The following is a 21,492-nucleotide window of genomic DNA, read 5'->3' as shown; positions in this document are numbered from 1 at the left end:
AAGCCAGGCGCAAGGCAAAGGGGGAGGGGAAACATTACGATCACACGACGCGACAACAACATCAGGGCATGAGAGGCCTCTTCCCGGGATTGCAATCCCGGGTCCAGGTACGCTCGCGCGGGCTTGAGCGTCAGAGCATCTTGCCGACGATCTTTGTCATGTCTGCTGCCGAAAACGCGCGCAGCGTTTCGGTACGGACATTGCCGAGTGCGCTGAGACTAAGGCTGAGCGACATCGCGGCGGCCTCGTCTGGAGCCTCGAGAACGGTCACAAGGTCATATCGTCCTTGCGTCCAGACGATCTCCTTCACGGTCACCCCGAACGTTTTGGCCATCTCCTTGAAGGCGTCGGCCCGCTTCGGCGAGTCCTTGACGTTGCGGACCCCCTGATTAGTGAAGTTCCCCAGCACGACATAAGTTACCATGGTCATCCTCCCTGGTTAGAACCCAGATAGAATTCTCACTTGAGGAAACCGCGCCGAGCTTGCCACGGCGGCCGAGACAGCGCTACTTGCGCGTTGGGAGCGTCAGCGGATGTGACTTACCGAGACAACGGCCGTGCGAAACTGAGCTCATGGCTGTCGGGATCGGTGAGATGGAAGTAGCGCTCACCCCATTCTGCATCGCGGGGCATGGTCGATGGCTGCCACCCGGCGGCGCGTGCGCGCTCGTAGGTCGCGTCGACATCGGCGACGTAGAAGATGACGCGGCCCCACCAGGACCAGCGCTTGTCGTCCGATTGCGCCGTCAGGTTGAGATAGCCGGTGCCGGCGCGAAAGCTGGTGAATACCGCGGCTTCGCCGCCATACAGCAGTTCGAACCCCAGTGAACGATAGAAGTGCACGGCGCGCCCCATGTCATGCGTGCCGAGCGTGATGGCGCTGATGCTTTCGATCATGTGAGCGGCTCCGCGTAAGAGAGATCCGGACGCGATTGTACAGCCGCCTTGTTCAGGTTGACGATAACCTGGCCCGCCTTGCGGCTAGCGAACCGCATCCTGCTCTGCTATGAGGGGCCGAACCCGCAACTTGCGGGTTCCGCGGTCCCGTAGCTCAGCCGGATAGAGCGGCGGTTTCCTAAACCGTAGGTCGGAAGTTCGAGTCTTCCCGGGATCGCCATTTTCGTCATGGGTCATCGTCCTCGTTTGCCAAGCTCCCCGGCGCGAAAATTGCTAGAAGCAGGAGGCTTCCTTCCTTGCTCGGCTGACTGACGGTCGGCCGCCTCACTGCCATTCGGAGATGATGATGCCTTTCGACTTGATCCTGCGCGGGGGGCGGGTGATCGACCCGTCGCAGAAGCTCGATGCCGTGACGGATGTGGCCTTTGCGGGCGGCAAGGTGGCGGCGGTGGGCAGCGGGCTGAAGCCGGATCCGGGCACGGAGGTGCGCGACGTCTCGGGCTATATCGTGACGCCGGGGCTGATCGATCTTCACACTCATGTCTATTGGGGCGGCACTTCGCTCGGCATCGACGCCGAAGAATTCTGCCGCACCTCGGGCGTCACCACCGCCGTCGATACCGGCAGCGCCGGTCCTGGCAACTTCGCGGGCTTCCGCAAGCATGTGATCGAGCCGAGCCAGGTTCGCATCCTTGCCTATTTGCACGTCTCACATGCCGGCATCTTCGGCTTCTCGCACCGGGTGATGGTCGGCGAGAGCGAGGAATTGCGGCTGATGAATCCGATCGATGCGGCCAAGGTTGCGGATGCCAACCGCGACATCATCGTCGGCATCAAGGTGCGTGTCGGACTGCATGCCTCGGGCACCTCGGGGACGGTACCGCTCGACATCGCGCTTCAAGTCGCCGACGAGGTCGGCATGCCCCTGATGGCGCATATCGACCATCCGCCGCCGAGCTACGAGGAGGTACTGGCGCGCCTGCGCCCCGGCGATGTGCTTACCCATGCATTCCGGCCTTTCCCCAACACGCCCGCGACCGCGCAAGGAACGGTGAAGAGGGCGGTGATGGACGCGCGCGAGCGCGGCGTGCTGTTCGACATCGGCCACGGCAAGGGCTCGTTCGCATTCAAGACCGCGCGCGCCATGCTCGCAAACGGGTTCTATCCGGACACCATCTCCTCCGACATTCATCTGCTCTGCATCGACGGGCCGGCCTTCGATCAGGTGACCACCATGTCGAAGTTTTTGTGCATGGGCATGCCGCTGTCCGACGTCATCGCCGCCACGACGGTGAACGCCGCGATGGCGCTGCGGCGCCCCGAACTCGGCAGCCTCAAGCCCGGCAGCGTCGGCGACGCCACGCTGATCTCGATCAAGGAAGGTCGGTTCGACTACGAGGACGTCGTCGGCGAGCACCTGATCGGCGATCGCAAGATCGCCTCCGAGGGCGTCGTCATCGGCGGTCGCTGGTGGCATCCGAATTGAGCGGCGTGGAGAGCTAGAGCGACCGCGCGATCAGGAGCTTCATGATCTCGTTGGTGCCGCCATAGATCTTCTGGATGCGGGAATCGATGAAGATGCGCGAGATCGGATATTCCTGCATGTAGCCGTAGCCGCCGAACAACTGGAGGCATTCATCGGCGGTCTGGACCTGCTTTTCCGAGCACCAGTATTTCGCCATCGAGGCGGTGACGGTGTCGAGGTCCTTGGCGACCAGGCGCTCGATGCACCAGTCGACGAAGACGCGCGCGATCATTGCCTCGGTCTTGCGCTCGGCGAGCTTGAAGGCGGTGTTCTGGAAATCCATCAGCGGCTTGCCGAAGGCGGTGCGCTCCTTGGTGTAGTCGGTGGTGAGCTTGACCGCGCGCTCCATCGAGGCGACGGCGCCGACCGCCAGCGCCAGGCGCTCCTGCGGCAATTGCTGCATCAATTGCACAAAACCCTGACCTTCCTCCCTGCCGAGCAGGTTTTCCGGCGGCACCACGACATTGTCGAAGAACAATTCGGACGTGTCGGAGGCATGCAGTCCGATCTTGTCGAGGTTGCGCCCGCGCCGATAGCCTTCGGCGGCCGCGGTCTCGACTACGATCAGCGAAATGCCCTTCGCGCCTGCCTCGCCGGTGCGGGCGACGACGATGACGAGATCGGCGGCCTGGCCGTTGGTGATGAACGTCTTCTGGCCGTTGATGACGTAGGAATTGCCCTGCTTCTTCGCGGTGGTCTTGACGCTCTGCAGGTCGGAGCCGGTGCCGGGCTCGGTCATGGCGATGGCGCCGACCATCTCACCGCTGGCCATCTTCGGCAGCCAGCGCGTCTTCTGCTCCTCCGAGCCGTAGTTGAGGATGTAATGGGCGACGATGGCGCTGTGCACGGAGACGCCGGTCGTCAGCTCCGGGACCGTGCTTTCGAGGTCTTCCAGCACGGCGGCATCATAGGCGAAGGTCGCACCCAGGCCGCCATAGGCCTCGGGCACGCTCGCCAGCAGCGCTCCCATCTCGCCGAGACCACGCCAGGCGAACCGGTCCACCATCTTCTGCTCGCGCCATTTCTCGGCATGCGGCGCCAGGTCCTTGGCGAGATATTTCCGGAACTGGTCGCGGAATACGTCGAGCTCTTCGGTCATCCAGGAGGAGCGGTAGGACATTGAAACCTCGGTTGATGCGGCTGCCGGCTTGGTAAGCCAGCGGATCGCGGCAATTATTGTGTTTTCAGGCTGCGCCGGTGACGCTACCAAGGCGGCCGGATTCGCGTCTGTTGGGGTATCTGATTTTGGCCACCAAAATCCAAGAGCTCAAGCTCGACATCGAACGCATCGGCTCCGTCTCCGCTATTTTGATGCTGCCGGCCAATGTGCGCGCCTGTTACGTGCTGGCCCACGGTGCGGGTGCCGATATGCGGCATCCGTTCATGGACAAGGTTGCCGCGGGCCTCGCGGACCGCGGCATCGCGACGCTTCGCTTCAATTTTCCCTATATGGAGAACAACCAGCGCCGCCCCGACCAGCCGGCGGTCGCGCACGCCACCATCCGCGCGGCAGTCGAGGAGGCGGCGCGGCTCTGTCCCGGTCTCAAGCTCGTGGCTGGTGGAAAGTCCTTCGGCGGGCGGATGACCTCGCAGGCGCAGGCGAAGGCGGCACTGCCGGGCGTGAAGGGCCTCGCCTTCCTCGGCTTTCCCCTCCATGCCGACAAGAAGCCCTCGGCCGATCGCGCCGAGCACCTTGGCAGCATCGCCATTCCCATGCTGTTTCTCCAAGGCACGCGAGACGGGCTCGCCGATCTCAGCTACCTCAAGCCTGTGATCGAGGCGCTGGGCCCGAAGGCCAGGCTGCATGAGGTCGCCGGCGGCGATCACTCCTTCGCGGTACTGCGAAGGTCCGGCCGCACCAATGAAGAGGCGCTGAAAGAGGTGCTCGATGCGCTTACCGCCTGGATCGACGAGATTGCCTGAGGTTCAGGCGGCATAGAGCCCCTTGTCGCGCGCCTTCTGGATTGCCAACGCGGCGATCAGGTCGAGCGTCGGCGTCGACAGACCGGCGGCGCGGGCGAAAGCGGCGGGCGCCTTCACCAGCACGTCGATCTCCATGGCGCGGCCGAGCTCGTAATCCTGGAGCAGCGACGGCTTGTGGTTGGGGGCGGGGCCGCCGCGCGTCACGCGCTTGACCTCGGGAATGTAGTGCTGCGCGATGTCGTTGGCCTCGTTCAGCATGCGCGGAATGACCTCAGCAAAGGCGGGGTCGTCGCGGACGCCGCGCGCGGTCTGTCCGGTCAGCAGGCACAGCACCGACAGCGACATGTTGGTCAGTAGCTTTGACCAGATCGCCTCGCGGATTTCGGCGACCGGCGGCGACTCCAGCCGCGCATCGTTGAAGATGCCGCGGAGCTTTGTGATGCGCTCGCAATTGCGGTCATCGCATTCGCCGATCAGCAGGCGGTTGCGGTCCGGCGTGAGGTTCTGCACGACTCCCGGCGCGACCACCTCGTTGGAGGAGAAGATCACCCCGCCGATGATCCGCTCTTTCGGGATGCAGGCGCGCAGCCGCCCACCCGGATCGAGGAAGCTGATGTCCGGCGGCGTCGGATGCCGCGGCGGCAGGCCGATCCCATACCACCAGGGAATGCCGTTCTGCGCGAAGACGATCGCGGTGTCCTCGCCGAGCAGCGGCTTGAGGCCGGCGATCAGCCCCTGCAGCGCCGTGGCCTTCAGCGTGCTGATCACGACATCCTGCGGACCGAGCTGGGCCGGATCGCCGGAGGCGTTCACCTTGGCGCCGACCTCGGAATCGCCGACGCGCAGCCTGAGGCCGTCTGCGCGCACCGCTTCGAGATGCGCGGCGCGCATCACGCACGAGACCTCATGGCCGGCGCGTGCGAGGCGTACCGCGAGGTGGCTGCCGACGGCGCCCGCGCCGAAGATGCAAATGCGCATGGTGTGATGTCCCGTCCCTGGATCCCGTGCCTGCCGCCCGCGGCCAGCATGGCACAACCCGCCATGCGATGGGCGCGACCGCCCCACCACGGAAAGATATGGATCAGGGCGCGCGGCCTCGGCCATAGTGCGTGGCAAACGAAATGACCGGAGGATCGCCGATGACCGCTAACCCTGTCCTGTGGACCCTCGATGAGCGCGGCGTCGCGACCGTTACGTTGAACCGCCCCGAGGTCAACAACGCCTATGACGGCGCGCTGATCGCGGGCGTGCTCGCGGCCGTGGACGAGCTGGGCCGGAAGCCCAACTTGCGCGTCGTCGTGCTCCGGGGCAACGGCAAGCATTTCCAGGCCGGCGCCGACCTCAAATGGATCAACAGCGTGCGGCCGCAATCGCCTGAGGCGAACGAGGCGGCGTCGAGAGCGACGTTCGAGGCAGTGCAGCGGCTCAACACGCTGCCGGTCCCGACGGTCGCGCTGGTCCAGGGCGGTTGCTTCGGTGGCGGTACCGGCGTCATCGCGGCCTGCGATGTCGTGATCGCCGCCGACAACGCGCTGTTCTCGATCACCGAGGTACGCTGGGGCTTGACCGCCGCGATCATCATCCCGCAGCTCTGCGACGCCGTCGGCGTGCGCCAGGTACGCCGCTATGCGCTCACCGGCGAGCGCTTCGGCGCCGAGGACGCCCGTCGCATCGGTCTCGTCCACGAGGTGGTGCCGCTCGCCGATCTCGATGCTGCCGGCGCGAAGGTGGTCGAGCAGTTGCTTGCCAACGGACCTGAGGCGATGGCCGAGACCAAGCGGCTGGCGCTGGAGAGCTCGTTCGGCGGGATGGCTGTGGACGACGCGGCTTACACGCGGCTCGTCCATTTGCATTCGGTGAAGCGCCAGAGCGCGGAGGCGGCGGAAGGGCTGGCGTCGTTCGCCGAGAAGCGGGCGGCGAATTGGGGACCGCGCGAGGCGTGAGCGTGCTGCCGCGTTAGCAGCCGCGGCAGATGTTGTGGATACTACGGTAGACGGCTTCGTCGTCCTGGCGCATCTGCCGCAGCGACTCGAGCGTCTTGCTCTCGCCCGTTGGCGGCGCCGGCTTGCGCCGCGCGGCCAGTTCTTCTTCCTGGCGCGTGTAGCAGGCCTCGCGATCAACCTTGGCCTGGATGAAGCGGCAGTTCTGCTCCAGCGCTGCGGCGGAGCCGACAGAGAGCAGCAGGGCGATCAGGGCAGGCAGGGCGAATTTCACGAGTGTCGAATCCATCCGCCCTTCTCTCAGGTCCGTTTGCCCGGAGCAACCGCCATCTTCTGATGACGGACAGTGGTCTCACAGCGCCGGCGCGAGCGACGTTCTGAGCAGGGTGAGCAGCGCCTGCACCGCGGCCGCATTGCGCCGCCGCTCGGGAATCGCGGCCTTCACCCACAGCTCGGGAATCGGAAACTCGCGCAACACCGGCTTGAGCATGCCGTCGCGTAAAGAGTCCGCGACGAGATAATGCGAGATCAGCGCGATGCCGTTGCCGGCGATCGCGCTGCGCGCCAGCACATGTCCCTCGTTGGAGGCGAGCAGCGGGCTGACCTGGACGCTGATGCGGCCGCGTGGTCCGTCAAAAATCCACTCCGGTCCCGTCGGCAGAAAGCTGAGACAGCGATGATCGACGAGATCGCGCGGATGCTTGGGCGTGCCGTGCGTCTTCAGGTAAGCCGGTGAGGCGCAGAGCAGCCGCTTCAGCGGACATAGCGGCTCGTCGACGACGCCGCCAAAGGAGTGTGGAAAGGCGCCGATGGCGATGTCAAAGCCTTCGGTCACGGGATCGACCGGGCGATCGATCAGCACGATCTCGAGCTTCAGTCGCGGGTTCTGCGTCTGGAAGGCGCTGAAGGCATCCGCAAGCCGCGCCACGGTCAGCGAGGTCGGTGCTTTGATGCGCAGATGATCGACGAGGTCGTGGCCCTTCTCGCCCATGCGCGAGAGCAGGTCGGTGGCGTCGGCGACGACGCCGCGCGCGCGATGCACATAACGTTGGCCGGCTTCGGTGAGCCGCAATTGCCGCGTCGAGCGGTGGAACAGTGGCATGCCGATCCGTGCCTCCAATTGCGTGACGCGCTTGGCGACCACCGAGGTCGAAATGCCCAGCTTTCGCGCGGCGGCGGAGAAGCCGGCCGTATCCGCGGTGGCGAGAAACGCCTGCAGATTCACCAGGATGTCCATTCCGACCTTTCTCGATTCGCGAAAGCTGATCGCATATTTTGGTGGATTGTAGCCTCACCCGCGTTAATTCATAGTCGGTCCCAAGCAAAGGATTTTGGGAGCAGGACGCGCCATGCGGGCCATGACGATCGAAGAACCAGCACGCAAGGTGCCGCTCTACGGCGAATATGAGGTGGTCGTGCTCGGCGGCGGCCCTGCCGGCATCGTGGCGGCGGCCTCCGCGGCGCGCGCCGGGCGGCGGACGCTGCTGATCGAGCGCTACGGCTTTCTCGGCGGCATGGGTACCGCGGCCGGCGTCACCAATTTCTGCGGCCTGCACGGCAATGTCTACGGCAAGGCCCATCGGCTGGTGCAGGGCATGGCGTCCGAGCTGCTGGCGCGGATCGATCGGTTGAACGGGCTGAACGCGCCGCATCTGATCCTCGGCAAGGTCTTTGCCCAGGCCTATGACACCGCCGCCTACAAGATCGCGGCCGACGAACTCCTTGCAAGCCACAAGGTGCACATCCTCTTCCATGCGCTCGGCGCCGGCGTGGTGATGAGCGACGACCGCCGCATCGATGCGCTGATGGTCGAGACCAAGGCCGGACGGCAGGCGGTGCGATCAGAGATCTTCATCGACTGCTCCGGCGACGGCGATCTCGCGGTTTGGGCCGGCGCGCCGTTCGAGGTCGGCGACGAGCACGGCCATCCGCTCTACCCATCGATGATGCTCCGTCTCAACGGCATCGATCCCGAGCGGGCGGGCGATGCCTGGCGGACCATCCCGCAATTGATGGAGAGGGCCATCGCTGCCGGCACGCACAAATTCCCGCGCAAGAGCGCGATCGTGCGACCGCAGAAATCAGGCATCGAATGGCGGGTCAATTTCACTCAAGTTGCGCGCGAGGACGGCTACGCCATCAACGGCATCGAGCCCGACGATCTCACCCGTGGCGAGATCGAGGGCCGCAAGCAGGCGCTCGCCGCGTTCGAATTTTTGCGCACAGTGCCGGGCTTTGAAAAGTCCTACATCGTCGACCTGCCGCCGCAGCTCGGCATCCGCGAGACTCGCCGCATCAAGGGTGGCTATCAGCTCAGCGGCGAGGACGTGCTGACTTGCGCCTCGTTCAAGGATTCGATCGGCGTCAATGGCTGGCCGATCGAGGCCCACGTTCCCGGCGACGTCGTCTTCACCTTCCCGCCGATCCCGGAATCGCGAGGCTATAACGAGCTGCCCTACCGCATGCTGGTGCCCGAAGGCATCGACAATCTCCTGGTCGCCGGCCGCTGTGCCTCCATGACCCATGAGGGCCAGTCGGCGGCACGGGTCTCAGGCGCCTGCTTCGTGATGGGCGAGGCGGCCGGTTCCGCCGCGGCGCTGGCGCTCGCCGCAAACCGGATCCCGCGTGACATCCCGGTTGAAAAATTGCAGGAAACGTTGAAACAACAGGGCGCCTTCATTGGGCGGGACCAGACCGTGCCCGAGGGGCTGTAAGAAACGACGGAGGAAGCCTGATGGGTTGGGTTGCGCGGTTCGCTGTAGCGAGCCTGTTGACGCTGACGACGATTGGAGCAGCGCAGGCCGAGGAGGCGCTGAAGGCCAAGATCGGCGTGCTCAGGCTGTCGTCCTCTGCGCCCGTCTTCATCGCGCAGGACAAGGGCTACTTTCGCGAGGCCGGCCTCGACGTCGAGCTGAAATTCTTCGATGCGGCACAGCCGATCGCGGTCGCCACCACCTCGGGCGATGTCGATTTCGGCATCACCGCCTTTACCGCCGGTCTCTACAATCTCGCCGGCAAGGGCACGCTGAAGGTGATCGGCGGCATGAGCCGGGAGAAGCCCGGCTATCCCCTGATCGGCTATTTCGCCAGCAACAACGCCTATGCGGCCGGGCTGAAGACGCCGAAGGACCTCGCAGGTAAGCGCGTGGCGGTGACACAAGTCGGCTCCTCCTTCCACTATTCGCTCGGCCTGCTCGCCGACAAATACGGCTTCAAGCTTGCGGACGTGAAGATCGTGCCGCTGCAGTCGCTGTCGAATGCGGCCGCGGCGCTGAAGGGCGAGACGGTGGATGCTGCCTTGCTCCCGGTCTCCACCGCGCGAAAGCTGATGGACGAAGGTGGCGCAAAATTCCTAGGCTGGGTCGGCGACGAGACGCCCTGGCAATTGGGCGCGGTATTCGCCTCGCCGAAGACGTTGACCAACAAAGCGTTGGTGACAAAGCTGCTCGGCGCCCTGGCAAAAGCCGATCGCGAATATCACGACGTCATCCTCGCCGCGATGAAGGACGGCGTCGCGCCCATCAACGACAAGACCAAGCCGCTGCTGGAGATTATCGCGAAATACACCAACCTCCCGGTCGAGCAGGTGGTCGGCAACTGTGCCTACATCGATCCCGACGGCAAGCTGGATGTGAAGAACGTCGACAACCAGATCAAATGGCTGCAGGAGCAGGGCTTTGCCGACAAGGGCTTTGATGCGAACGCGATCATCGCCAAGGATTTTGTGAGGGTGGATTGATGATGCGCGCAGCCCTCTTTCCCCGTCATCCCCGCGCAACGGCGAAGCCGTTGTTGCTGGAGGAGCCGCGAAGCGGCGTCTCGAAGGATGAACGGCCCCTCCATAACTCGGCCGTGCATCCTTCGAGGCTCGCTTCGCGAGCACCTCAGGATGAAGGGTCGAAGGGAAGCGTGTGAGATGGACCTGATCTCCAATCACATCACCCATCGTTTCGGCGACCTCGCCGTGCTCGACGACGTCTCCTTCACGGTCGGCGCCGGCGAGGTGGTGGCGATTGTCGGGCCGTCGGGCTGCGGCAAGAGCACGCTGCTGTCGATCCTGGGCGGACTGCTGCAGCCGACCTCGGGGGCGTCTGAGCTGCGCGGGGCGCCGCCGGCGGATAGTCTCAATCCTCTAACCTTCGTGTTTCAGGATTTCGCGCTGCTGCCCTGGGCCACGGTGGAGGAGAATGTCGAATTCCCGCTGCTGCATACCCAGCTCTCGCCCGCGCAGCGCCGCGCGCTGGTCGACGATGCGCTGCGCCGCACGGGTCTGACCGATTTCCGCAAGACCTATCCAAAGCAGCTCTCGGGCGGCATGCGCCAGCGCGTCGGCATTTCGCGCGCGCTTGCGGTGAAGCCCGCCATTCTCCTGATGGATGAGCCACTCTCGGCACTGGATTCGCAGACCCGCGAATTGTTGATGGAGGATTTCGTTCGCCTGCTCGCCGACGGCGGCATGGGCGCGGTCTATGTCACCCACAATCTCGAAGAGGCCGCGCGCCTTGCCGACCGCATCGTGGTGCTGTCGCGGCGGCCGGGACGCATTCGCGAGGTCGTGACGGTGCCGATGACCCGCGCGGCGCGCGGCGAAACCGAGGCGCGCGAAAAGCTCCTCGCGCTTCAGAACCAGATCTGGTCGCTGATCCGCAACGAGGCGATCGATGCCGAGCGTGAGGTCCAGCATGCTTGATCGTGCGGCAACGACGGAAACGTCTGCGAAGGAAGAAGCGACGCGGCGCGTCCGTTTCCGCGGTGCAGGCTTCGTGCCGGCCAGCAGCCGTTTTGGCGGCTGGATCGCGCTCGCGCTCGTTATCGCGGTGTGGCAGGCGGCCGGCAGCGCCGGTCTCGTCAATCCGCTGTTTCTTCCCGCGCCGTCGGCGATCGCGCGCGCGATTTATGAGCTCGCCGTTTCTGGCGCGCTCTGGCAGCATCTTTCCGCCTCGCTGCTGCGCATCGGCGTCGGTTGGGTGCTCGGGACCGCGGCCGGCGTGGCCGTCGGCTTTGCCATTGGCCTGTCGCGGCTCGCGCGCAGTGTCGGCATCACCTTCATCTCGGCGCTGTTTCCGATTCCGAAGATCGCGCTGCTGCCGCTGTTGATCCTCTGGCTCGGCATCGGCGAAGAGCCGAAGATCGCGACCATTGCACTCGGCGTGTTCTTCTCGACCGCGATATCGGTCTATAGCGGCGTCGACGCCGTGCCGCGCAATCTCATCCGCATGGCGCAGAGCTTCAACGTGCCGTTCGCGACCATCGTCCGGAAGGTGATCTGGCCCGGCGCGCTACCCTCGATCCTCGCCGGCTTCCGCATCACCGCCTCCGTCGCGCTGCTGCTCGTCGTCAGCGCCGAGATGATCGGCGCGCAATACGGCATCGGCGCCTTCGTGCTCCAGGCCGGCAATCTCATGCAGACGGACCAGTTGCTGGCAGGCGTCGTGATCCTGTCGCTGTTCGGGCTTGCGGTGGGGAAGGTGATCAATTGGCTGGAGACGCGGCTGTTGCATTGGCGGTGATGAAGGTCCCAAGTGTCGGCCCGATCATCGCCAGGGCGCGGAAGCAGCGTGCCCTTACACCTGCGCTCTGATCTTCTCCGCCGCTTTCGGTGCAAAATAGCTCAGCACGCCGTCGGCGCCGGCGCGTTTGAAGGCGAGGAGGCTTTCCATCATGGCGCGATCGCCGTCGAGCCAGCCGTTGTTTGCGGCAGCCATGATCATCGCGTATTCGCCGGAGACCTGGTAGGCGAAGGTCGGCATCGCAAAGGTGTCCTTCACGCGCCGTACGACGTCGAGATAAGGCATGCCGGGCTTCACCATCACCATGTCGGCGCCTTCGGCGATATCCAGCTCCACTTCGCGTAGCGCTTCATCGGTGTTGGCGCTGTCCATCTGGTAGGTGCGCTTGTCACCGGTCAGCGTCTTGGCCGAGCCGATCGCGTCGCGGAACGGGCCGTAGAAGGCGGAGGCGTATTTCGCCGCATAGGCCATGATCTGCACGTCGATGAGGCCCGCACGGTCGAGCCCCTCGCGGATCGCGGCGACGCGGCCGTCCATCATGTCGGAGGGCGCGATGATGTCGCAGCCGGCTTCGGCCTGCACCAAGGCCTGGCGCACCAGCACTGCGACCGTCTCGTCGTTGAGGATCTTGCCGTCGGCGATCAGGCCGTCATGGCCGTGGCTGGTGAAGGGATCGAGCGCGACGTCGCAGAGAATGCCGAGATCGGGAAACTCCTTCTTGATCGCGCGCACCGCCTGGCAGACCAGATTGTTCGGATTGGTGGCTTCCGATCCGTCCTCGTCGCGCAAGGATGGATCGGTGTAGGGAAACAGCGCGATGCAGGGGATGGTGAGCTTCATCGCGCGCTCGGCCTCGCGCACGGCCTGGTCGACGCTGAGGCGGTCGACGCCCGGCATTGAGGCGACCTGCTCGCGCTTGTTGCTGCCGTCGATCAGGAACAGCGGCCAGATCAGATCGTCGGTCGTGAGTACATTCTCGCGCACCATGCGCCGCGCCCATTCGGCTTTGCGGTTGCGGCGCGGGCGGACGGTCAGATCGAGGGCGGGGGAGGCGACTGCGCCATCCCGGCGAGCGACCTCGCGCAATTCGATCGGACGTCCGTATTTCATCGCCATTACTCTTCCTCCGGCTGGAATTATTCTTATACCAGCTCGCACGGTTCCCGTCACCGCGGCTTGACCTGCCGCAAGGGGATGGCAGCCGATTGATTTTGCGGAGCAAAGCAGCCAGAAGGGGCCATGTCCGAAATCTCAACCCGCGATGCGGCCCGCGACAGCACCAGGGACAATGCCAGAGACAAAGCCATGTCGGTGGCTGCGATCTCGTCGGAGCGTACCGAGTCCGACGAGAATGTCTGGACGCGCCGGCTCGTGCTGTTCCTGCGGGTGATGGCGCTGCTCTCGATCCTCAAGGGTCTCTACCACTGGGCGCAGGTTACAGGCTTCGTGGGCGGCGAGGACGAGGCATTCGAGAACCAGCCGATGGCCTGGCAGGCGGCGACGGTCTATTTCGCAGTGATCGAGCTCGTCGCCGCCGTCGGCCTCTGGTTAGCCACGCCCTGGGGCGCGGTGGTGTGGCTCACCACCGTAGTGTCGATGGCGGTGATCGAACTGATGTTCCCGGGCATCTACGGCGGCAGCCTCATCGTGGTTGCGGTCGAAGCCTTGATGCTCGCCGCCTATCTCGCGCTCGCCTGGATGGCTGCGCGCGAACGGCCGCCATAAGCAACTGCAACTGGCTCGTGCCCCGGACGCAGCGCAGCACGCAGTGATGCGCTGCTGAGCCGGGGCCCACTCTTTCAGCAATCTATTGGCTGTCTGGGTCGCGGCTCTGCGATGCACCGCTGCGCGCTGCATCTTGTCCAGGACACGAGGATGATCGCGAGTTCGTGGTTGACCGACCGTTGCGTAAAATTCGCCGTAACTTTTTGCTAACCGGGCACGTTTCGCCACAGCCGTTACGCGCTCGTTTCGAAACAGGGCAGGGCTGTTCTGGAATGCGACAGAAGGGGCGGACGGAGGGTGAACAGGACCTTGCAACGGTCAACAGACGGTTGCGAAAAGTCCTTGCAGCACAAGCTTAATCCGCAATTCACTGTCTTAAATTCATGATCTCTTTATTGTCTTATTTAAGCTGATCTTCAAACGGCCCCCTTAAGTTGCACCTATCAGGCGGGACACAAGTTTCGTCGAATAAGTGTCGATAAAAACGACAACAGGGGAAGTGTCATGATGAAAGCCGTCGCAACTGCGGCAGATACCGCAGAGCGCGTCGCCGGCCAGCAGGGGTCGGTGCAGTCGCTCTATCTGGAAGCATTGACTCTGGTGGAGCGGCTGCATCGCCGTCTCCTCGACGTCATCAAGGACGAGTTCGATCGCCGCGGTCGCGCCGACATCAACTCGGTGCAGGCGCTCTTGCTCTACAACATCGGCGACAAGGAGCTGACCGCGGGCGAGCTGCGCACGCGCGGCTACTATCTCGGCTCCAACGTCTCCTACAATCTGAAGAAGCTCGTCGAGCTCGGCTTTCTCGATCATCAGCGCTCGCGCGTCGATCGCCGCTCGGTGCGCATCCGCCTGACCCCGCAGGGCCAGGAAGTCCGTCGCATCGTCGATGCGCTCTACCAGAAGCACGTCAAGACGGTGGAGCAGGTCGGTGGCATCTCGGGCGATGAGTTCGCGACCCTCAACAAGTCGCTGCACCGTCTCGAGCGGTTCTGGACCGACCAGATCCTGTACCGGCTCTGAGTTCTTTCGGAGGGATCAAGGCCAAGCCGGCCACAACAAGACCGGCAAGCCTCCCGAACGTGCCTAACTTCCCCAATCGCACCGGCCCGGCTCTGCCCGGACCGGTGCATTTTGTCTTTTTGCACCCGCGAAAAAAAGCTGGCCACCCCAGGGAACGAGTTCCCAGCTCGGCACTTATCCCTTCCCGATCGGAGGACGACGATGCTGGTCGAGCGCGGACTGGGCGTGATGAACGTGGAACTCGTGAGCGAAGCCTATGCCATCGCCGCGAACTACCTTCGTCGCTCCGGTGCGATTCCCGACACGCTCGCCACCAACGAACGCCTGCTCGAGATCATCATCAAGCTGCTCCAGCACGGCGAATTCAACAAGATCAGGCTTGCCAACAAGGCCATTGCCAGATTCGAGGCGCAGCCCGAGGCGCAAGCGTTTGCCTGATCAAGACCCCCAAAATCCGGACCAACCAGAGGGTGCCATGGAAGCTGCCATCGATCGCATCATGAAGACCTATGATCTGCTCGCCAACCGCACCGCGGCGGCCAGCGAGGAGGCGAGGGCGAAGGTGACGACCTACCTCAACACGTTGATGGAAGCCGGCGAGAAGGACCCCCACAGGTTGACCGTGTGCGGCCTGACGTACTTGCGCGAGCTCGACGGCAGCATCGACCCCGTGAAGGCTGGGTATACCGGGCTGTAGAAGCAAGGGGTCCTCGGTCGACGCGCCGGCGCGCGGCTGAATGGTCCGAAGCGGTCCTTCCTGGATGCTTGGCGCGCCGGCGAATCCTGAGGGGCGCCGGGGCGCCAAATTCCCCCAATCCCCACCATATCTTGCATAAATATCGTCCCGGACCCGCAAATGCTTGGCCGGGGACGGGCGATGTGGTAGATCGCGCTCGCCGCTTCCGATCGCCACACCAGACCGCCCGTAGCCGCCAAAAGGCTGCGGCGGTGGAGATATTCGCAAGATGACGTCTGCCAAGACCGCCTCCGCGCCCGATTCGTTTTTCACCGCCTCGCTCGAGCAGGCCGACCCGGAAATCGCCGCCGCCATCAAGGGCGAGCTCGGCCGGCAACGCCATGAGATCGAGTTGATCGCCTCCGAAAACATCGTCAGCCGCGCCGTGCTGGAAGCGCAGGGCTCGGTGATGACGAACAAATATGCGGAAGGCTATCCGGGCGCGCGCTACTACGGCGGTTGCGAGTGGGTCGACGTCGCCGAGAACCTGGCGATCGATCGTGCCAAGAAGCTGTTCGGCGCGAACTTCGCCAACGTGCAGCCGAACTCGGGCAGCCAGATGAACCAGGCGGTGTTCCTGGCGCTGCTCCAGCCCGGCGACACCTTCATGGGCCTTGATCTGGCGGCCGGCGGCCATCTCACCCACGGTTCGCCCGTCAACATGAGCGGCAAATGGTTCAAGGCCGCGCACTACACCGTGCGCCGCGAGGACCAGGTCATCGACATGGACGCGGTGGCCAAACAGGCGGAGCAGGTCAAGCCGAAGCTGATCATCGCCGGTGGCTCGGCCTATTCGCGCGCCTGGGACTTTAAGCGCTTCCGCGAGATCGCGGATAGCGTCGGCGCGTATCTGCTGGTCGACATGGCGCACTTTGCCGGTCTCGTCGCCGGCGGCGTGCATGCTTCGCCCGTGCCGTACGCCCACGTCACCACCACCACGACGCATAAGTCGCTGCGCGGCCCGCGCGGCGGCCTCATGCTGTGGAATGACGAGACGCTGACCAAGAAGCTCAACTCGGCGATCTTCCCGGGCCTGCAGGGCGGCCCGTTGATGCATGTGATCGCAGCGAAGGCGGTCGCCTTCGGCGAGGCGCTACGTCCGGACTTCAAGGTCTATGCGAAGAACATCGTCGAGAACGCCAAGGCGCTGGCCGAGACGCTGAAGGGGCACGGGCTCGACATTGTCTCGGGCGGCACCGACAACCATCTGATGCTGGTGGACCTGCGGCCGAAAGGCCTGAAGGGCAATGTCTCGGAGAAGGCGCTGGTCCGCGCGGCCATTACCTGCAACAAGAACGGTATTCCATTCGACCCCGAGACGCCCTTCGTCACCTCGGGCCTGCGCCTGGGCACGCCGGCAGCGACCACCCGCGGCTTCGGCGTTGCCGAGTTTCAGCAGGTCGGCGGTATGATCGCCGAAGTGCTCAACGCGATCGCGCAGTCCTCCGATGGCAAGGCGCCACTGGTGGAAGCCGCGATCAAGGAGCGCGTCAAGGCACTCACCGATCGGTTCCCGATCTATCAGTAAGGCTGGGCCAAGCGGATGCGCTGTCCGAACTGCAACAGTCTCGATACGCAGGTAAAGGACTCGCGTCCGACCGAGGACTCTTCCGTGATTCGCAGGCGGCGCGTGTGCGTCGCCTGCAATTTCCGCTTCACGACCTTCGAGCGCGTGCAGCTTCGCGAGCTCACCGTGATCAAGCGCAACGGCCGCCGCGTGCCGTTCGACCGCGACAAGCTGATGCGCTCGGTGCAGATCTCGCTCCGAAAGCGGCAGGTCGAGCCGGAGCGGGTGGAGAAGATGGTCTCCACCATCGTGCGCGAGCTCGAGACGGGCGGTGAGGCCGAGATCTCCTCCGAGGTGATCGGCGAGACCGTGATGGAACATCTGCGCACGCTCGACGACGTCGCCTATGTGCGCTTCGCCTCGGTTTACCGCAATTTCCGCGAGGCGAAGGATTTCGCCGACGTGCTCGGCGAGCTCTCCGGTGAGGAGGAAGCGCGGCTCGCCGCGATCCGCAAATGATCTTCCGCATCCTGGAGGATCAGTTCGCGCAAAAAGCCCGCGAGTCCAAGGACGCCGATCGCCGTTTCATGCACCTTGCATTGGCACTCGGTCGGCGCGGGCAAGGGCGCACCTGGCCGAACCCGGCCGTCGGCGCCGTCATCGTCAAGGACGGGGTGATCGTCGGGCGGGGCTGGACGCAACCCGGCGGACGTCCGCATGCCGAGCCCGAAGCGTTGCGGCGGGCAGGCGAGGCGGCACGGGGTGCCACGCTCTATGTCACGCTCGAGCCGTGCTCGCATTTCGGCAAGTCGCCGCCTTGTGTGGACGCGGTGATCGCCGCCGGCATCAAGCGGGTGGTGGCGGCGATCGAGGACCCCAATCCAGAGGTTGCAGGGCAGGGCCATGCGCGCTTGCGCGCCGCCGGCATCGCTGTTGATGTGGGTCTGTGCGCGGCAGAGGCCGCTTTCGACCACGCCGGCCATTTCCGTCGTATCCGGGACAATCGCCCGCATGTGATCCTGAAGCTCGCGGTCTCGCCTGACGGCAAGATCGGTGCAGCCGGTGGCAAGCCGGTGGCGATCACGGGGGAAACCGCGCGCAATCGCGTGCATCTGCTGCGCGCGCAGAGCGACGCGATCCTGGTGGGTATCGGCACGGTGCTGGCGGACGATCCGCTCCTCACCTGCCGCCTGCCGGGCATGGCGGTACGTTCGCCGGTGCGCGTGGTGCTCGACCAGAGTCTGCGGATTCCGGGATCGAGCCAACTTGTCGGTACCGCGCGCGAGACACCGCTGTGGGTGGTTGGCTCGGAGCTTGCGGAAGCGGCGGCCGCCACCCGGCTGGGCGCGGCCGGGGCGCAGATCGTCCGCGTGCCGCCCGGCAACGCAACGGGGCTCGATCTGCCGGCCGTGGTGCGTGCGCTCGCCGAGAAGGGCGTCACGCGGCTGATGGTCGAGGGCGGCAGCCGTGTCGCGGCCTCGTTCGTCACGGCTGATCTCGTCGACGAGGTCTGGCTGTTCCGCGGAGCGGAAGACGTTGGCGAGGGCGGCGTCGATGCGCTCGATGCATTGCCCCTGTCGAAAATCACGCAGTCGCAGGTCTTCAAGGTTCATGCTAGCGAGACGTTCGACAAGGATATTCTCACGATCTACGAGCGCGCCTAATGTTCACCGGCATTGTCACCGATATCGGCGAGATCGTCAGCCTGACGCCGACCGCGCAGGGGCAGTTGCATCGCCTGCGCGTCGCCTGCCGCTACGATCGCGCGACCATCGCCGATGGCGCCTCGATCGCGTGCAACGGCGTCTGCCTGACGGTGGTTGCTTCCGGCATTGATGGCGACAGGACCTGGTTCGATGTCGATGCCGCCGCCGAGACGCTGGCGCTGACCACGGCGAAGCATTGGAAGGTGGGCACCAAGCTCAATCTCGAGCGCGCGCTCAAGATCGGCGACGAGCTCGGCGGCCATATCGTCGCCGGCCATGCCGACGGGATCGCGACGATCGTCAGCCGCGAGGACCTGCCCGACATGGCGCGGTTCGAGCTGCGCACGACGCGCGAGCTTGCACGCTTCATCGCCACCAAGGGCTCAATCACGCTCGACGGCGTGTCGCTGACGATCAATACGGTGGCCGACGTGACCTTTTCGGTCCTGATCATCCCGCACACGCTGACGGTCACGACCATCGGCGGCTGGAAGGCGGGGAGCGAGGTCAATATCGAGGTCGACCTGATGGCCCGCTACGCGGCGCGCCTGACGGAAATGAAGTGATGGTGACCAAAGATCGTCATGCGCGGGCTTGACCCGCGCATCCATCCTCTTAAGAGGTCTTGACCCGATGGATTGCCGGGTCAGGCCCGGCAATGACAAAGCAGGTTTAAGATGGCAGACGCGCGGCGCGCACCCCTGAAGGACCAGACCGACATCTCCGGCGCGCGCGCGCTGATCGTCGAGGCACGGTTCTATGACGATCTGCAGGATGCGCTATTGGAGGGCGCCGTGGCCGAGTTGAAGGCGGCGGGCGTGACCCATGACGTGATCACGGTTCCCGGCGCGCTGGAGATTCCGGCGGCGGTCGCGATCGCGGTCGACGCGGCTGCGGCGAACGGCAAGCCTTATGACGCGGTGGTCGCGCTCGGCTGCGTGATCCGCGGCGACACCATCCATTTCGAGATCGTTTCGCAGGAATCCTCGCGCGCGCTGATGGATCTTGCCGTTTCGCGGAAACTGCCGCTAGGCAACGGCATTCTTACCGTCAACACCGAATCGCAGGCCTGGGCGCGGGCGCGGGCCAGCGAACTGAACAAGGGCGGCGATGCCGCGCGGGCCGCACTGGCCATGCTGCGTATCAAACGCCGCCTGGCGCGGGCCTGACACATGGCTGACAATGGCAAAAAGCAGGCCGGCGGTCTGGAGAAGAAAGCGAACCGGCGCGGTGCGGCGCGGCTCGCCGCGGTCCAGGCGTTGTACCAGATGGACATCGCGGGCGCCGGCATCAACGACATCTTCGCCGAGTTCGAGAGCCACTGGCTCGGTAACGAGGTCGAGGGCGACAAGTACCTGCCGGCGGAAGCGGCGTTCTTCCGGGACGTCGTCTCGGGCGTGGTGCGCGACCAGAAGAAGCTCGATCCCCTGATCGACGAGGCGTTGTCGAAGGGCTGGCCGCTCAAGCGCATCGAGGCGATCCTGCGCGCGGTGCTGCGGGCCGGGGCGTATGAGCTTCAACACCGCAAGGACGTTCCGGGTCGCGTCGTCGTCTCCGAATATGTCGACGTCGCCAATGCCTTCGTCGATCGCGAGGAGACCGGCATGGTCAACGCGGTGCTCGACCAGATCGGCCGCCAGTTTCGCGGTGACGAGTTCGGGCGGGGGTAGTTGTACGTTCCGCTGTCATCACCCGCGAAAGCGGGTGATCCAGTACGCCGCGGCAGCGGTAATTGATATCAGGCGTCTCGGCGTACTGGATCGCCCGGTCAAGCCGGGCGATGACAGTGGAGTGTGGGGCTAGCGTCAAATGACGAACACGCGAGACACCTCGGCCGAAGACTCCCTGATCGCGCGCTATTTCAAGCCGCTGGCGACTGATCCCGGTGCGTTCGGTCTCGTCGATGATGCCGCCATCCTGAGATCATCCAGCGAGGACATCGTCGTCACTACCGACGCCGTGGTCGAAGGTGTGCATTATCTTGCCGACGATCCGCCCGGCACCGTCGCACGCAAGGCGCTGCGGGTGAATCTGTCCGATCTCGCCGCCAAGGGGGCGGTGCCAGCCGGCTTCGTGCTGACGCTGGCGCTACGCAGCAAGGAGGACGCGTGGCTCGGGGCGTTCGCGGATGCGCTCGGCGAGGACGCGAAGGTGTTCGCATGCCCGCTGCTCGGCGGCGACACGGTGTCGACGCCGGGACCGCAGATGATCTCGATCACCGCCTTCGGCCGGGTGCCGCAGGGACGGATGGTCAGCCGCACCGGTGCTAGGCTCGGCGATCGCATCCTGGTGACGGGGACGATCGGCGATGCCGCGCTCGGCCTCGACATTCTCAAGGGCGGGGCGGCTGCCCAGGCGCTGGCCTCCGATCCGCGTGCGGAGGAGATGCTGGTGTCGCGCTATCGCGTGCCGCAGCCGCGCAACCCGCTGGCAGAGGCAGTGCGCGACCACGCGACCGCAGCGATGGATGTCTCGGACGGGCTGGCCGGCGATTTGACGAAGCTCTGCGCAGCATCGGGCGTCTCGGCGACCATTGAGGTCGCGAGCGTGCCGCTGTCCGCTGCAGCAGCCGGCTTGGTTGCGCGCAACGCCGTCGGCATCGAGACGCTGCTTTCCGGGGGCGACGACTACGAGGTGTTGTGCACTGTCCCGGCCGCCCAAAGCGATGCGCTGATTGCCGCGGGGCGGGCGGTGGGCGTTGCGGTGACGGCCATCGGCACGATCGTCGAAGGCTCCGAGCGGCCGCGTTTCCTGGACGGCCGGGGCAAGGAACTGGTGCTGCAGCGGCTGTCCTACAGCCACTTCTAGGAACGTCTCCAGATCTGGCGCCTTCGCCCTAAATACGTGCTTAGATCGGCGTTTTCGGCCGCTTCCGGCGTTGCACCATCAATTTGATTTTGGCAAGCTCATGACCGACTGGGGCCGCCCCTTCGGGCAAGGGGCGGCCCTGTTCAACATCAAGGCGCCGCACCGCATGACGGAAAAACACAAAGGCGCCGG

General features: G+C 64.9%; 25 protein-coding genes and 1 tRNA gene. 19 read left to right on the top strand and 7 right to left on the bottom strand.

Annotated elements, in window-relative coordinates:
- Positions 1–130 precede the first annotated feature (130 nt).
- Together MTR72_RS22855 and MTR72_RS22850 are read right to left on the bottom strand one after the other, a co-directional pair.
- On the bottom strand, positions 131–424 hold the full coding sequence (locus MTR72_RS22855) for a GYD domain-containing protein (protein WP_280970552.1): 294 nt from the start codon (positions 422–424) through the stop codon (positions 131–133).
- A 116-nt stretch (positions 425–540) separates the two neighbouring features.
- Positions 541–897: a VOC family protein gene (locus MTR72_RS22850; protein ID WP_280970553.1), complete on the bottom strand. Its 357-nt coding sequence runs from the start codon at positions 895–897 to the stop codon at positions 541–543.
- Between the two features lie 143 nt (positions 898–1,040).
- Here MTR72_RS22850 and MTR72_RS22845 point away from each other — a divergent pair.
- Both MTR72_RS22845 and MTR72_RS22840 read left to right on the top strand, forming a co-directional pair.
- Positions 1,041–1,117, top strand: a tRNA-Arg gene (locus MTR72_RS22845).
- A 126-nt stretch (positions 1,118–1,243) separates the two neighbouring features.
- On the top strand, positions 1,244–2,383 hold the full coding sequence (locus tag MTR72_RS22840) for an amidohydrolase/deacetylase family metallohydrolase (protein ID WP_341511051.1): 1,140 nt from the start codon (positions 1,244–1,246) through the stop codon (positions 2,381–2,383).
- Between the two features lie 13 nt (positions 2,384–2,396).
- Here MTR72_RS22840 and MTR72_RS22835 read toward each other — a convergent pair whose 3' ends face one another.
- On the bottom strand, positions 2,397–3,542 hold the full coding sequence (locus MTR72_RS22835) for an acyl-CoA dehydrogenase family protein (RefSeq protein ID WP_341511050.1): 1,146 nt from the start codon (positions 3,540–3,542) through the stop codon (positions 2,397–2,399).
- A 125-nt stretch (positions 3,543–3,667) separates the two neighbouring features.
- On the opposite strand from MTR72_RS22835, the gene MTR72_RS22830 reads away from it, so the two are divergent.
- Positions 3,668–4,345, top strand: a complete 678-nt coding sequence (locus MTR72_RS22830) for an alpha/beta hydrolase family protein (protein WP_341511049.1) — start codon at positions 3,668–3,670, stop codon at positions 4,343–4,345.
- Positions 4,346–4,348: 3 nt separating this feature from the next.
- Here the strand turns inward: MTR72_RS22830 and MTR72_RS22825 are convergent, their stop codons facing one another.
- On the bottom strand, positions 4,349–5,323 hold the full coding sequence (locus MTR72_RS22825) for a ketopantoate reductase family protein (RefSeq protein WP_341511048.1): 975 nt from the start codon (positions 5,321–5,323) through the stop codon (positions 4,349–4,351).
- Positions 5,324–5,484: 161 nt separating this feature from the next.
- Here MTR72_RS22825 and MTR72_RS22820 point away from each other — a divergent pair, with 161 nt between their 5' ends.
- Positions 5,485–6,288 carry an enoyl-CoA hydratase-related protein gene (locus MTR72_RS22820; protein WP_341511047.1) on the top strand — a complete coding sequence of 268 codons (804 nt, stop codon included), beginning with the start codon at positions 5,485–5,487 and terminating at the stop codon, positions 6,286–6,288.
- 13 nt (positions 6,289–6,301) lie between these two features.
- Here the strand turns inward: MTR72_RS22820 and MTR72_RS22815 are convergent, their stop codons facing one another.
- Both MTR72_RS22815 and MTR72_RS22810 read right to left on the bottom strand, forming a co-directional pair.
- Positions 6,302–6,574 carry a hypothetical protein gene (locus MTR72_RS22815; protein WP_341511046.1) on the bottom strand — a complete coding sequence of 91 codons (273 nt, stop codon included), beginning with the start codon at positions 6,572–6,574 and terminating at the stop codon, positions 6,302–6,304.
- A gap of 63 nt (positions 6,575–6,637) precedes the next feature.
- A complete protein-coding gene (locus MTR72_RS22810) occupies positions 6,638–7,522 on the bottom strand; it encodes a LysR family transcriptional regulator (RefSeq protein ID WP_341511045.1) in 885 nt (294 codons plus the stop codon).
- A gap of 112 nt (positions 7,523–7,634) precedes the next feature.
- On the opposite strand from MTR72_RS22810, the gene MTR72_RS22805 reads away from it, so the two are divergent.
- The 4 genes from MTR72_RS22805 to MTR72_RS22790 all read left to right on the top strand — a co-directional run bounded on the left by MTR72_RS22805 (position 7,635) and on the right by MTR72_RS22790 (position 11,795).
- Positions 7,635–8,999, top strand: a complete 1,365-nt coding sequence (locus MTR72_RS22805; RefSeq protein ID WP_341511044.1) for an FAD-dependent oxidoreductase — start codon at positions 7,635–7,637, stop codon at positions 8,997–8,999.
- Between the two features lie 20 nt (positions 9,000–9,019).
- Entirely contained in the window at positions 9,020–10,024 is a 1,005-nt protein-coding gene (locus MTR72_RS22800; RefSeq protein WP_341511043.1) for an ABC transporter substrate-binding protein, read from the top strand.
- Between the two features lie 177 nt (positions 10,025–10,201).
- Positions 10,202–10,975, top strand: a complete 774-nt coding sequence (locus tag MTR72_RS22795) for an ABC transporter ATP-binding protein (RefSeq protein WP_280970563.1) — start codon at positions 10,202–10,204, stop codon at positions 10,973–10,975.
- Positions 10,968–11,795, top strand: coding sequence for an ABC transporter permease (locus tag MTR72_RS22790; protein ID WP_341511042.1), 828 nt, complete (start codon positions 10,968–10,970; stop codon positions 11,793–11,795). Before MTR72_RS22795 ends, MTR72_RS22790 begins: the two co-directional genes overlap by 8 nt.
- Positions 11,796–11,849: 54 nt before the next feature.
- Here the strand turns inward: MTR72_RS22790 and hemB are convergent, their stop codons facing one another.
- The gene (hemB, locus tag MTR72_RS22785) at positions 11,850–12,911 is read right to left on the bottom strand and encodes a porphobilinogen synthase (RefSeq protein ID WP_341511041.1); all 1,062 of its coding nucleotides are present in this window, start codon (positions 12,909–12,911) and stop codon (positions 11,850–11,852) included.
- 123 nt (positions 12,912–13,034) lie between these two features.
- Here hemB and MTR72_RS22780 point away from each other — a divergent pair, with 123 nt between their 5' ends.
- From MTR72_RS22780 to thiL, 11 genes are all read left to right on the top strand, one after another.
- Positions 13,035–13,520, top strand: a complete 486-nt coding sequence (locus MTR72_RS22780; protein ID WP_280970566.1) for a DUF6163 family protein — start codon at positions 13,035–13,037, stop codon at positions 13,518–13,520.
- Positions 13,521–14,024: 504 nt separating this feature from the next.
- Positions 14,025–14,543 carry a transcriptional regulator LdtR gene (gene ldtR / locus MTR72_RS22775; RefSeq protein ID WP_279377351.1) on the top strand — a complete coding sequence of 173 codons (519 nt, stop codon included), beginning with the start codon at positions 14,025–14,027 and terminating at the stop codon, positions 14,541–14,543.
- 201 nt (positions 14,544–14,744) lie between these two features.
- On the top strand, positions 14,745–14,981 hold the full coding sequence (locus MTR72_RS22770) for a hypothetical protein (RefSeq protein WP_280970567.1): 237 nt from the start codon (positions 14,745–14,747) through the stop codon (positions 14,979–14,981).
- A gap of 37 nt (positions 14,982–15,018) precedes the next feature.
- A complete protein-coding gene (locus MTR72_RS22765; RefSeq protein WP_280970568.1) occupies positions 15,019–15,240 on the top strand; it encodes a hypothetical protein in 222 nt (73 codons plus the stop codon).
- Positions 15,241–15,508: 268 nt separating this feature from the next.
- Positions 15,509–16,807: a serine hydroxymethyltransferase gene (gene glyA, locus MTR72_RS22760; RefSeq protein WP_280970569.1), complete on the top strand. Its 1,299-nt coding sequence runs from the start codon at positions 15,509–15,511 to the stop codon at positions 16,805–16,807.
- 15 nt (positions 16,808–16,822) lie between these two features.
- On the top strand, positions 16,823–17,305 hold the full coding sequence (gene nrdR, locus MTR72_RS22755; protein WP_011087793.1) for a transcriptional regulator NrdR: 483 nt from the start codon (positions 16,823–16,825) through the stop codon (positions 17,303–17,305).
- Positions 17,302–18,450: a bifunctional diaminohydroxyphosphoribosylaminopyrimidine deaminase/5-amino-6-(5-phosphoribosylamino)uracil reductase RibD gene (gene ribD, locus MTR72_RS22750; protein WP_341511040.1), complete on the top strand. Its 1,149-nt coding sequence runs from the start codon at positions 17,302–17,304 to the stop codon at positions 18,448–18,450. The genes nrdR and ribD overlap by 4 nt, the downstream gene beginning before the upstream one ends.
- Positions 18,450–19,058 (top strand): riboflavin synthase, encoded by a 609-nt coding sequence (locus tag MTR72_RS22745; protein WP_280970571.1) that lies wholly within the window; start codon positions 18,450–18,452, stop codon positions 19,056–19,058. The genes ribD and MTR72_RS22745 overlap by 1 nt, the downstream gene beginning before the upstream one ends.
- A 111-nt stretch (positions 19,059–19,169) precedes the next feature.
- Entirely contained in the window at positions 19,170–19,661 is a 492-nt protein-coding gene (gene ribH, locus MTR72_RS22740; protein ID WP_341511039.1) for a 6,7-dimethyl-8-ribityllumazine synthase, read from the top strand.
- 3 nt (positions 19,662–19,664) lie between these two features.
- Positions 19,665–20,162 carry a transcription antitermination factor NusB gene (nusB, locus tag MTR72_RS22735; protein ID WP_063708904.1) on the top strand — a complete coding sequence of 166 codons (498 nt, stop codon included), beginning with the start codon at positions 19,665–19,667 and terminating at the stop codon, positions 20,160–20,162.
- 139 nt (positions 20,163–20,301) lie between these two features.
- A complete protein-coding gene (thiL, locus tag MTR72_RS22730; RefSeq protein ID WP_341511038.1) occupies positions 20,302–21,300 on the top strand; it encodes a thiamine-phosphate kinase in 999 nt (332 codons plus the stop codon).
- Positions 21,301–21,492 lie beyond the last annotated feature (192 nt).

The organism is Bradyrhizobium sp. ISRA442 (genome assembly GCF_038085055.1).
In the GTDB taxonomy this organism is placed as follows: domain Bacteria; phylum Pseudomonadota; class Alphaproteobacteria; order Rhizobiales; family Xanthobacteraceae; genus Bradyrhizobium.
This window is presented reverse-complemented; position numbering and strand designations above follow the sequence as displayed.